This window comes from Clostridium sp. CTA-7 (assembly GCF_054768095.1).
This window is the reverse complement of record NZ_BAAAAV010000001.1, coordinates 73,981-87,671: the sequence shown is the minus strand read 5'-3', so window position 1 is coordinate 87,671 and position 13,691 is coordinate 73,981. Positions and strand designations below refer to the sequence as shown.

Here is a 13,691-nt window from a genome sequence, read left to right as displayed (position 1 = left end):
ACATAGGTTAACTTCAAAGCTGAAGGAAGGAAATTATAAAAGTTATTCACAGGGTAAACTTTTTATAATTTCCAAAGAATAAAAAAAGATGTAGAAATTATTAAAAACTTCTACATCTTTTTGTTATTCATTTCATAGTAATTATTTATTTAGTTATTACATTTTAATTTTATAATCTAGTTAATTCTATGCTGTCATTTCTGATTTTCTTCCTTCTATCTTTTCGGCTATCTTTTCTCCAACATTTTTTAGAGCTATAGACATAATTAAAAATACTACTAGTATTACGCCTAAGATTAAGAAGTCTTTTCCTATTATGCTATAGTTGATTACTTCTGCAGATATAACTTCTCTTAAAGCCTCAACTGCATAAGTAAATGGCATAAACGGATTCAATGCTTTAAAGAATCCAGGTACTACTTCTAGTGGGAATGTACCCGCACATGAAGTAAGTTGAAGTATTAATAATACTATACCTAGTAATCTTCCTGCATCACCTAATAATGAAATTAGGAATTGAATAATTGAAATAAACACTAGTGATAAGAATATATTTGTTGCTACATAAGCAACCACATTGCTTGTCTTTAATCCAAGCATTAATACTACTACACTTACAAGCACTGCTTGTAAAACACCTACAAATGCATAAGATAAATATTTACCTGCTACCTTATCAAACTTAGATAAATTTTCTTCATCTCTAACATTTGCTGGTATTACAAAGAACATCATTATTGCACCTATCCATAATGAAAGTGGTATAAAGTATGGTGCAAATCCTGTTCCGTAATTTGGAATTTTATTTATTGACTCTAAATTCATATTAATTGGTTCTGATACAAATTCACCCATTGTATCTGCTGGATTTACTAATCCTTTTTCCATCTCATCTGCACCTTCATTAAGCTTAGTTGCTAATTCATTACTTCCATCATGAAGCTTTGTAACTCCATCGCTTAACTCTGGTACCTTTGATGTTAATTGAGATACTCCATCATTTAATGCTTTTTGTCCACTTACTAATTGGTTTGAACCATCAGCAAGTTTAATTGAACCATTTGCTAGTTCACTTGAACCATTATAAAGTGCACCTATTCCTGAACTTAATTCTGGTATACTTGAATTTATCTCACTAGCACCTGCATTTACCTTTGAAGCACCTGCATTTATCTGGGTTAAACCAACACTTAACCTTCCATTTCCATCTGATATAGATTTTAGTCCTAAACCAAAATCACTAGTATTAGGATCTAGACCAGCATATAAGCCATTTAATCCATTACTTAATTCTGAAGCTCCTTTTGAAGCCTTTCCAATTAATTGAGTTGTACCTGCTGCTAAAGCTTTTGATCCTGTTGTATAATCATTTAAACCCGTTTTAAAGTTTTTAGTTCCTTCAGTTAACTTCTTAACTCCTGGCGCATTTTTTGCTGCTTCAGCTTGTATTTTTTGAGTTATTTGCATTGCTTGCTGTATCAATTGATTTTTTTCATCAATATCTTTTGAATTTGATGCTTTATTTAAAAGATCTTGTATCATTGCTGTTGCCTTTGTTGAATCTGATACCCCTGCTATTAACTCATTTATTCCATCATTTATTTCTGAATATCCTGCTACTAAAGGATCTGAATTATTAGTTAGTAAAGCAACTCCCCCTTTTAATTTAGCTATATCTTCTTGTTCTGATGATAATCCTTGATTTAGCTGATTTGCTCCTGCCTTTAATTGACCAATTTTTGGGTATACTTCATCTGTATAAGAATTATATAAGTTCTTGCTTCCATCAGCTAATTTCTTTGAGTTATCTGTTGCTTCTGAAATTCCTGACTTTAAGTCTCCTGTTCCTTTTGCTAACTCATTCATGCCACCACTTAATGTTGGAACTTTTCCGTATAATTGTCCAAGTCCTGAATTTAAAGCTTTAGAACCATTTGCTGCAGCTCCAATACCATCATTAAGTGCAACTTGTCCATTTACTAGTTGACCTGAACCATCGCCTAATTTGTTTGCTCCATCAACTAATTCTGGTACTTTCTCATTCATTGTGCTTAAACCATCATAAATTTGTTTACTTCCATCAGCAGCTTGAGTTAATCCGTCCTTAGCTTCGTATAAACTATCAAATGCTACTTCTACATAATTATTTGTTATTGTTTTAGTTATATTTGCCTTAAGTTCGCCTTCTACTTTTGAGTTTATTTGTGATGCTAAGAAGTTCTTTTTATCATTTGTTATAAACTCAATCTTTGCAACCTTTGGTGCTCCATCCTTAGCTGCTATAACCTTTGATGAAAAATCCTTTGGAATAACTACTTTTGCATAGTATTCTTTACCTTCTAGGCCTTCTTTAGCATCTTCTTCAGATGTTATGACCCATCCAATTTCGTTATTTCCCCTTAATTCTTCTTCAATATCCTTACCATAGTTAACCTTGTCACCATCTAAGATGGTACCTTCATCTTTATTTACTACCGCAACGTTGACATCGCTAAGTTTTGCATATGGATCCCAGAAAGCATATAAGTATAATAATGAATATAATAGTGGTACTACAATAATTGCAATTATCGATACTCTTATGAATCGGTTTTTAAATATGCTCTTGATGTCTTCCCCTGCAATCTTTAGGAAATTCATACAATCACCCTCTGTTTAATTTTTTGTACTGATTAGTCAGTTAATCAGTATGATATATTTATACTACTTTTGTACTGGGTAGTCAATATAATTTTTGAAAATTTTTTTAGGTTTTTTCATTAATTTTTAGAATAGTATAATGAAAACATTTACCAATAAATTTGAAATAAAAAAGTGGAAATATGTAAATTTGCTTCTTCCGTCACTCCGCTCCAAGTCAACGCAAACTTACATATTTCCACTTACAAACTGAAGATAAGAAAAGTATAAAAAAAGACTAGTCTATAGCTTTAAGTGCTTATAACTAACCTTTTTAAGAAATATTTTTAAATTTTTTGTATATTTATCACTTATATTATCAATTGATTATTTTTTGTTATTTATCTATTTTTTAGTTCTATGTTTTTTATTATTTTAGCCGGATTTCCTCCCACTACAACATTATCTGGAACATCTTTAGTTACAACTGATCCTGAAGCTATTACAACATTATTTCCTATTGTGACTCCTGGATTTATAGTTGAATGTCCTCCTATCCAAACATTATCTCCTATAGTAACACTTTTCCCAAATTCATATTTTAGCCTTTCATTTGGATCTATTGGATGAGTTGCTGTATATATATGTACTCCTGGTGCAATAAAGCAATTTTTACCTATCTTTATTTCACATACATCAAGCATTATACAATCAAAATTTGCATAGAATCCTTCTCCGACATGTATGTTATATCCATAATCACATTTGAAATTGGGCTCTATATAAATATTTTCTCCTGTTGAACCGAAAAGCTCCTTTAATATTTTTTTACGCTCATCCAATTCTGTTTCTATAGTTGAATTAAATAATCTAGTTAGCTTTCTGGCTCTTAATCTTCCATTTACTAATTCTTCATCATTAGGATCATACGGTAATCCTTTAAGCATTTTTTCTTTTTCTTTCATGTCATACTCTCTCCTAAATCACAATAACTATTTCAATCTCTTTTTACATTTATTCCATATTGAAAATACTTCATAAATTTCTCAACTATTTCTTCATGGTCGTATTTATCTTCATTTAAAATTTCATAAAGAGCTGAAGAAACTAATACTCCAATTAAACCGTAGCTCAAGAAAGCTGGATCATCATTTTCGATAAATCCTCCATCCATTACAGCTCTAAACTTAAGTGAACTTCTATCTATAAGAGTTTTTATTTCTTCTCTTAACATATTATTTCTATCACCAGTTCCCCAAAGCTGGCTAACTATTACCTTAAATAAATCTTTGTTTTCATAAACATATTTAAGTTGAACCTTTGCAGAAACTTTTATTATTTCATATGGATTATCAATATCCTTTGTTGCTTCTTCTATTTCTTCATTTATAAGATTTATTCCTTCTTTAATTATAAACATAAAGAGTTCTTCTTTACTTTTAAAGTGATAATACAAGCTACCCTTAGCTACTCCAGCTCTAGCTACAACTTCATCCATTGTTGCTCCAGTATAACCATAACTAGAAAAAACCTTTATAGCTGATTCAAAGATAGCTCTTTTAGTTTTATTCATTAAGATCTCCACCTTCTTAGAAATTATCTTTTCTTATTTTGTCATAATAATCTACAATATTTTTCTCATACTCTTCATTAAACCTATCTGAACTTAGAAGAAAATCTGCTGCAGATTTATTCATTGCAATTGCTACGTCATATAGTACCCCTATTCTAAGTAGTGCTTTTACATCTGGATCATGAGGTTGAGATGTTAATGGATCCCAAAAGAAAATCATTAAATCTATTTCTCCATTTACTATGGCTGCTCCGATTTGTTGATCTCCTCCCATTGGTCCACTTTCAAAACCATGTACACTTAATCCAGTTTTTTCACTAATAAGCTTAGCAGTTGTTCCAGTTCCACAAAGTATATGTTTTTCTAATAACTCTTTATTTTCATACACCCATTCAATTAAAGCAGATTTTCTATTATCATGAGCTACAAGTGCTATTTTTTTTCTTTCACCCATTTTATATTTACTCATACCTCTCCCCCTAATCAACCAAAGGTTTATTTTTATTTAAAACTAAGAATAAATTTTTATCATCTCAGTTATTACTAAAATTATACATAACTAAATATTAATTTACAATGGTATATAACTTTTAATATTTTTTAAATATTCTGTAGTTTCATTATAAAATTATAGTTTACTAATAAAAATATAACCTTCTAAAGAGTTAAAAACCTTTAAAATAAAGCTATATTACTGATAAGTAGAATTTCAGTAATATAGCTTTTTATAATTTTATATGAATTTTTTTATATTATAACTTCTATATTTAGGTTTCCTTTGTCTTTAGGAATTAAATCATCTTTTGACTTTTCTCCATTTATAATAAGACCTTTATTTTCACCTCTTTTTACTTTTATACTATATTGCTCTTTTTCATTTTTAATGTTTATTTCGTATTCATTCCACGCCTCAGGAATACATGGTTTTATTTTATATCCTTTTCCTTCTATCTTCTTTAATCCTAATATATCCTCAAGTCCTACTTTATACATCCATCCTGATGCTCCTGTATACCAGCTCCATCCACCTCTTCCACCATGAGGCTCTTTTATATACACATCTGCTGCCATTACATATGGTTCTACTTTATAGCTTCTTGCTTCAAGCTCTGTATTAGAGTGATTTATTGGATTTATCATATTGTAATATCTCCATGCTTTATCACCTAATCCAAGCTTAGTTAAGGCTAAAATAACCCATACTGCTGCATGCGTATATTGACCACCATTTTCTCTAACTCCTGGTACATAACCTTTTATATATCCTGGTTCTAAAGTAGATTTATCAAAAGGTGGTGCTAGTAATTTTATAAGCCCCTTATCCTTATCTACAAGATGTTTATCAACTGCTTCCATAGCTTCTTTTACTCTTGTAGACTTTCCTGCATTAGAAATTATTGACCAACTTTGTGCTATTGCATCTATTTTACATTCATCATTTTCCCTTGATCCAAGAGGCTTTCCATCATCAAAGTATGCTCTTCTGTACCATCCTCCATCCCAAGCATTTTTCTCTAAGTTCTCTTGTATAAAGCTTTGGAATGTATTATATTCTTCTTCTTTTTCATTGTCTTTTCTATAATTACAAATTTCTTTAAATCCATCTAATATTTTATATAAGAACCAGCCTACCCAAACGCTTTCTCCTTCTCCTTTATTTCCTACAGTGCTCATTCCATCATTCCAATCTCCACTACCCATAAGAGGAATATTATGTTTTCCAAATCTTAACCCTTTATCTATAGCTTTTAAGCAGTGTTCATATATGCTTCCATTTTTTCTTGACTGATTTACTATTGTGTACCTTTCATCTTCTCCATCTCTTAATGGTTCATCCTCTAAATAAGGTACCTCTTCATCTAAAATACTATAATCACCTGTTGACTTTATATATTCAATTGTTACATAAGGTAACCATAATAAATCATCTGAAAATCTAGTTCTTATACCAGAATTAATTATTGGATGCCACCAGTGTTGGACATCTCCTTCAATATATTGTCTTGAAGCACTCCTTAAAATTTGTTCTCTTGTTATATTTGGATCTAGTACTCCTATTGCCATTGAGTCTTGAAGTTGATCTCTAAAGCCATAGGCTCCACCACTTTGATAAAATGCTGTTCTTGATAAATATCTACAAGCTAATGTCTGGTACATAAGCCACCCATTTAACATATAATCCATAGATAAATCTGGTGTCTTTACTTGTATATTTCCTAGGAAATTTGACCAATATTCTTTTATATTAGCTAATTCTTTATGAACATTCGCCATATTGCTATATTTATTTATTTTTTCTTCGATTAATTTCTCATCCTCTTCTTCACCAAAAATTATTACAATTTCCTTTTCTTCTCCGGCATCTAAATCTATATTTAATTGAGCTGCTAAACAAGGATCATAGACACTTCCATACACATTATTTAATTTATCTAAGGATAATGCCTTAGGAGCACTTAAGTCTTCACCTACACCTATAAAACTTTTTCTATCTCCTGTAAAGCTTTGCTCTTTATCACCATTAATAGATAAATAAGCCTTTAACTTGCCAAAATATTTTGAATAAGGATTTTGGCCATATATATATTTGCCTTGGGCATGGGTGCTTATATATTTAGCACTTCCATAATTATATACACCAAGTACTAACTGAGCGTAGTAAAATATAGATAAGCTTTTATTTGCATTTGATAAATTTTTAAGAGAAACCTTGCATAATTTCAACTTTTCTTCTTGTGGACAGAAAATCTTCATTTCACCACTAATGTTATATGCAGTATGTTTAAATGTTGAAACTCCAAAGCTATGCTCAACAATATACTCTCCACCGTCTCTTATTGGCATAGGAGTAATTGTAAAATATGCTCCTGTATTGTTATCTCTTATATATAAAGCTTCTCCTGTTGGATCCACAACCCAATCATTGCTCCAAGGCGTTATTTTATTTTCCCTACTGTTTCCACACCAGGTATAAGTTGAACCCACCTCGGAAATATGGAATCCAAAATCCTTATTAGAAATTACATTTATCCATGGTGCCGGAGTGTTTTCATAATCTTTAAGTCTTATAACATAACTTTTATCGATTTTATTAAAGCCTCCATAACCATTGAAGAAATCTAATTCTTCTATGTTTAAATGTTCATTCATAAGTTCAGTATTTCTTAATTCGCCTAATTTATTCTCATTATTCTTATTAAATTCTCTTAAACCATACTCTTTTAATGCTTTATTTGAAGCCTTATCTTTTTTATTTATTTCCTTATCTACAAAGCTCTTTATATAATCACTTTCGTTTATATTTACTCTTATTCTATTAATATGTGATAACTCTTCTTTATTCTTATAATCATCATATTTGTATTCTATTGATTCTATTAATTGCTTTGCTAAAGTGCCTTCAGATGAATTTATATAAATTTTTGCTATTCCTATTATAAATCTTTCTACATTATCATCCATTGTTGATTTGTTATGAATAAAAATTCCACCTGATTTATTTAAGCTTTCTCTTTCAACAGAATTTTTCACTGTAGACATAATATTTTTTTGTAATGGTTCTTCATATGATATTTCTTCTTCATTGTAAATTATTAAATCTGATTTTATTCCTTTATTTCTAAAGTAATAATGCATATTAATAACTTGCCTTAATAAATCAATGTCGTCTTCTGTTTCTAATACTAAAAATATTATAGGTAAATCTCCTGATATTCCATAAGACCATAAATTTTCTTGATTCATACTAATATTCTTTATATAATATTCTCTATTTTTTCTTCCACTGTGTAAGTATAAAATATAAGATGCCAAGCTTTGATATATATTAGCTTGAGCAGATCTAATACCCATATGCTTAATCTCTAATTGATTAGCATAATTATAAGCTTCATATTCTTTTTCTATCCTTGGAATATCCTTATATTTTTTAATAATATCTATTACTTCTTCCTTTGATTCTCCAACTCCTGTTAAATAGTAAATCTCTTTTTCTTCTCCTGCTTTAAGAGTAACTGCGCTTCTTATACTCATTATAGGGTCTAGTACTATTCCAATTGTATTTTGAAGTGGTGTATCATTATCCATAACTTCTGGAGATTTTAAACTTCTATTTCTTCCTATAAAGTTTAGCCTTGATGTTTCATAAGTTAAGTCCCCATCTAACTCATAATTTGTAGCTACAGTATGGAATATGTATGGAGTAACTGCTCCTTTAGCTCTAGGTCTTCTATTACCTATTAAGCTTTTGGTTTCTTCATCATATTCTGTGCTTATGAAAAGATTTGAGAAACTTGGATGAACTGCATCTCCTTCAAATGATTGTAAAGTTACTTCTAAATAACTTGTTACTTCTAAGCATCTTGATTTATCACCAGTATTTTTTAATGTTAATTTCCTTATTTCTAAATTATCTTCACATGCTAAAGTGATTTCATAATTAGTTTTTATGCTTCCATCTTTTCTTTCATATTTTGCTTTATCTAGAGTAAATTCAACTAAATAATCATCATTCTCTTCCTTACAAGGTTCATAAGCAGCACTCCAGTAATCATTTGAGTTTAAGTTCTTTATATAAAAGAACATTCCACTTGAATCAGATGTACTATCACCTTTCCATCTGTATACTGTCATATCATCCTTTCTAGAATATCCACTACCACTATCTGCAATCATAGTAGAATATGTACCATTTGATAACAGTAATACTTCTGAATTTTCTCTTTTAGTTCCTTTAAATATTCTTGGGATGAAATCTTCTTTTTCTATCTTTATATTATTTTTATTAGTAATATCTACTTCTCTTTCAAAGGTTATATTTTGAGGAACCTTTTCTTTTAGAAGAATTTCAACTGCTTTTATTTCTGGTATATTATGAAACCTCTTCTTTAATATATCATTATTTAATATATTATCTAAAGCCAAAAGGGACATTCCTAAATGGTGAACCATATAACATCTTACTTGTTTTGCTTCGTCTTTAGATTTTTCATCACTATAATCAATTGATTCTATAAACCCATATCTACCAAATGCTTTAATGTCATATAATTTTTTAAGATTCTCTATTGATCCTTTTCTATCATAAGGTAACGTCATTATTGAAGAATATGGAGATACAACAACATCTTCTTCTAGCCCTCTCTTTAAACCTATTCCAGGTACTCCAAAGGCTTTATATTGATAGTTTTGGTTTATATCAAATTCATAATAAGCTGACTCTGATATTCCCCATGGAATGTTTTTCTTTTCGCCATAATTTTTTTGAGCATTTATTACTGAGGAATATGTTAAATCCCATATAGTCTTTTTAAAACTTTTCATTATTTGGAATGGCATGAAATACTCAAACATAGTACCACTCCATGAAGCCAAGCTTTTTTCACCAAAGGCCTTTGTCATATTTCTACTTAAGTTATACCAATGTTCTTTTGGAATCTCACCTCTTGCTATAGCTAAAAATGAGGATATTCTTGCTTCTGATGCCATTAAATCATAATAAGAATTTCCTAAGGATTTTTCTTCAACATTATATCCTATAGCAAAAAGACCTCTGTTTTTGCTGTATAAGAAACTAAAGTTCATATCTTCCATTATGCTATCTATTTCTGAATAAATAAGCTTAAGTCTTTCATCAAATTCTCTTAAATTATTTATTTTTTTAGATAATATTTCTCTAAACTCTTCACCTGAAGAATTCTTTATATCTTCTAATCTATCTATTAACTCCATTAATGTTGGTGATTTATAATTTTCAAAAGAATCTATAACTATTTTTTCTATACCATCAAATATATAATCATAAAAATCTATTTTTATTTCTATTTCTTTTTTCAATTTTTTTAGCCAATAATATTCACTCTTGTCTTTTTCATTATTTTCTTTATTTTTCTCTAGTTTATCATTTACTCTCTTTAGCTCATCTAATAAAATATTTTTATAATCCTTCAAATCTATATTATCAGGTAAACCATCGTAAAATTCTTCTTTTTCATCTTTTCTAATTAAGCTATAGGTATCTTTTATTGCAAAAATTTCTTTTTCTCTAACTATTGGATCATTATTGAAATCCTTTATAGTTTCTTTAATTATCCACAGGTATCCTAAAAGATTTCCACTATCTACTGTTGATACATATCTAGGCCAAAGTGGTTCTTTTGTTTTTGTATCATACCAATTTAAGTAATGACCTTTAAACTTTTCTAAACCTCTCATACCATCTAGTATTAATTCTGTTCTATAAACAACTTCTCCTATTGATATATATCCTAAGTCATAAGCTGTTAGATTAGTAATCAATCCCATACCTATATTAGTAGGTGATGTTCTATGAGCTAATCCTTTAAATGGCTTTTCTTGATAATTGTCTGGTGCTAAATAATTATTTTCTTCGTTTATAAAATCTTCATAATAAGCCCATATTCTTCTGCTACTTTCTCTTAAAAATTCTTCATCCTCTAACTCTATTCTATCCTCTACAAATATCGCTTCTTTTGATATTTTGCATGCTATTGCAGGCGCTATAGCCCAAAGGATAAAAATTACTATTGTTGCTATTAAAACTTCTATAGAATTATCTAAACTAAGTAATAATACTACTAAAGATACACCTACTGATATCCACATTTTTTGATAATACCACATATATGTATTTTTTACTGACTTCTCAACTCTATCAGCGGTTTTCCATTGAAGTAAATTCTTTTTAGATATAAGTAATCTATAAATTGTTCTAAATATAGCATCAAACATTAACCACGCTTGATATGGGATAAAACTTAATATCAATATTATTTGTTTTAAATTTTTAAAGGTTCCCATAAGCTTATTTTTAGGAGTTACAACAAAATCTGTTACTGTAAATACTAATGGTGTTATTAAAGCTAAGAATAGCAATATGGATATTTGCACTGCTCCATTTAATACTGTTAAGACTGCTAGTAAAGCTATTAGTAAGCTTGGTGCTAATAAACTTCTTCTAAGATTATCTATAATCTTCCACTTAGATATTGCTGATAATTTCTTTGAAAATATCCAACCTGATATTTGCCAGTCTCCTCTTACCCATCTATGAAGTCTTAAAGCACTTGAAATATAACTAGATGGATATCCATCTATAACTTCAACATCTGTTATTAGTGCACATCTTGTTAAGACACCTTCTATTAAATCGTGAGATAAAACCTTATTCTCTGGAATTTCATCTTTTAGAACATCATAGAAAGTATCTATTTCTATAATTCCCTTTCCGGTAAATATTCCTTCTCCAAAAAGATCCTGATATGTATCTGATGAAGCTGTAGAATAAGCATCTACCCCTGCTTCACCTGCAAAAATTTCAGAAAAATATGTTTTATGTTTATCTTCTAAATGTACACCTACTTTTGGTTGCATTATTCCATACCCTCTAACTACAACCTGATTTTCTATGCAAGGAGTATTTAATATATGGCTCATAGCTCCTATAAGTTTTTTAGCTGCTCCTATAGGTAAAAATGTATCACTATCTAAAGTTATAATATATTTTGCACTTTTTAATGAGTCTATCTTACTGCTCAGTACATTATATGTAGTTTCTTCACTACCTCTTACAAGTGCCATAAATTCCATGAGCTTTCCTCTTTTTCTTTCATAGCCCATGAAAACTCCTTCTGCCTTATTGTATAATCTCTTTCTGTTAAAGAAGAAAAATCTATCTTCTCCATCTATTGAATATTTTTTATTTAATTCTTTTGTAAACTTTATTGCTTCATCATTTATAGATTTATCTAAAGGTTCACTTTCATTATTACTGTCACATAAATCTCCAAGTAAAGCGAAAAATATATTTTTATCTCTATTGGCTAAATAATAAATTTCTAATTTTTTTAATAATTCAACTGCACCTTTTCCTGAGCTTAATATTGCAGGAATAACTACTATAGTTCTTTGACTTTCTGGAACTCCCTTTGAGTAGTTCATTTTAGGTATAAAGCTAACAGGAGTTACCTTTGCTATAAACCAATTAAATAATGATATTACAACCTCACTTGATGGAATTATCATTAATATAAATGCTAATATATATTGTCCTATGTTAAAGTTTAATGGTATTAAGTATGTTAATAGTAAGACTACTAAATCTACTAACATTGTTCCAAAAAATATTGTTGATAAATATGTTGCTCTTGAAATTTTTCTATCTATATTCTTATTAATATTAAATCTTTTTAATACATCCTTTATTCCTTCATCTACTATGTAATAACCTATATGCCTTTTATATGGATCCTTATCTTCAAGATACAAAGTACTAAGCTCTAACGCTGTTTTAACTAACTCTAGTTCTTTTATATCTATCTTTTTTGAAATTTCTTCTATCTTATGTCTATAATAATCTTTTGTTTCAAAATCCATTTTTTCATAAATTTCTGCTGGGTCTTGTTGTAATATTTTCTCCACATTTGATGTTTCTGAAAAGAATCTCTTCCAATTTACAGAATCCATTATTCTTAACGAACTTATAATCCGTCCTATTGTTGTAGCTATATTCCCTTCTCTTATATGATCTTTTATTATTTCCTTTTCAAAGCTTGTATTTTCCTTGTCCTTTAATCTATCTAGAGCAAATTTATATATTCTTTCATCATCTATTGAGTTATTTCTTAAAATATTAAAAAACTTATCTAAAAATTCCGGTGAAAATAGACCATCATGGAGAATATCCTCATCTCCCATATAATTAATTTCAGAAATATCTTTTGTAGTATCTTCTACTTCTATTGGATATTTACTTTCTAACTTAGATAATAATATATCTAACTTTTGATTATTGTAAGAATCTATAACTGTATTTGCTAAGTCCTTTGCTCCTAATCGTTGTTTTTGAAGAACTACCATATCATTGGTTATAATTGCTAAGTTTGTAATTAATGCAATTCTAAGCATTAACGGAAAAGCCCAAAGTTCTCCTATTGTAAATATTTCTCCTTGCTCATTTATAAATTTTATTATTTCACTTTCTTCTATTGTATTTTGATTTTTTTCAATATAATTTTTTGCTAAAATATATACTCTTGGATATTTTATATCTTCCATTTCAACAGTTGGTAAGTTATCAAAATAATTAATTGGCAAATTGAATTTTATTGCTTTATATTCCTTTTCTATTAAATATATATTATCTAATAACCATTCAGCTGAAGAAATTACATCTTCACCATGCTTTGCAAGCTTATTTAAATATTTATGATTATGAATTATACCTTTAAAGGCTTCATTTAACTCCATTAAGACTGTTTTTCTGCCACTTTTTAAAACCTCTTCCTTCATAAATAAATACTCCTCTACTCTTTAATTTAAATAAATTTATCGTTATACTAAAATAAATTTCTCTTGTTAAAAATATACTTAAACTTATTCATTTTAGATTTTTCTATAATTTCTTTTCTTAAAAAATCTTCTTTAAGAATTATACCCATAGGATAAGTTTATTATTTGCAGAATTAAGGATTTTTACTCA

5 protein-coding genes are annotated in these 13,691 nt (G+C 28.9%); all 5 read right to left on the bottom strand.

The features are described 5' to 3' along the window. Nucleotides 1-186: 186 nt before the first annotated feature. A complete protein-coding gene (locus tag ACYUEX_RS00325; RefSeq protein WP_460286051.1) occupies nucleotides 187-2,640 on the bottom strand; it encodes a YhgE/Pip family protein in 2,454 nt (817 codons plus the stop codon). Between the two features lie 380 nt (nucleotides 2,641-3,020). Continuing rightward, nucleotides 3,021-3,584 (bottom strand): sugar O-acetyltransferase, encoded by a 564-nt coding sequence (locus tag ACYUEX_RS00320; RefSeq protein WP_460286050.1) that lies wholly within the window; start codon nucleotides 3,582-3,584, stop codon nucleotides 3,021-3,023. 32 nt (nucleotides 3,585-3,616) lie between these two features. After that, the gene (locus ACYUEX_RS00315; RefSeq protein ID WP_411169731.1) at nucleotides 3,617-4,192 is read right to left on the bottom strand and encodes a TetR/AcrR family transcriptional regulator; all 576 of its coding nucleotides are present in this window, start codon (nucleotides 4,190-4,192) and stop codon (nucleotides 3,617-3,619) included. Between the two features lie 16 nt (nucleotides 4,193-4,208). Beyond that, nucleotides 4,209-4,661, bottom strand: a complete 453-nt coding sequence (locus ACYUEX_RS00310; RefSeq protein ID WP_411169730.1) for a methylglyoxal synthase — start codon at nucleotides 4,659-4,661, stop codon at nucleotides 4,209-4,211. A 278-nt stretch (nucleotides 4,662-4,939) separates the two neighbouring features. Then, entirely contained in the window at nucleotides 4,940-13,501 is an 8,562-nt protein-coding gene (locus tag ACYUEX_RS00305) for a GH36-type glycosyl hydrolase domain-containing protein (protein ID WP_460286049.1), read from the bottom strand. Nucleotides 13,502-13,691: the final 190 nt, after the last annotated feature.

Excerpts from the sequence above, each read along its gene's own strand:
- ACYUEX_RS00325 (WP_460286051.1), bottom strand. The coding sequence starts at position 2,640 with ATGAATTTCCTAAAGATTGCAGGGGAAGACATCAAGAGCATATTTAAA.
- ACYUEX_RS00310 (WP_411169730.1), bottom strand. The coding sequence starts at position 4,661 with ATGAGTAAATATAAAATGGGTGAAAGAAAAAAAATAGCACTTGTAGCT.
- ACYUEX_RS00315 (WP_411169731.1), bottom strand. The coding sequence starts at position 4,192 with ATGAATAAAACTAAAAGAGCTATCTTTGAATCAGCTATAAAGGTTTTT.
- ACYUEX_RS00305 (WP_460286049.1), bottom strand. The coding sequence starts at position 13,501 with ATGAAGGAAGAGGTTTTAAAAAGTGGCAGAAAAACAGTCTTAATGGAG.
- ACYUEX_RS00320 (WP_460286050.1), bottom strand. The coding sequence starts at position 3,584 with ATGAAAGAAAAAGAAAAAATGCTTAAAGGATTACCGTATGATCCTAAT.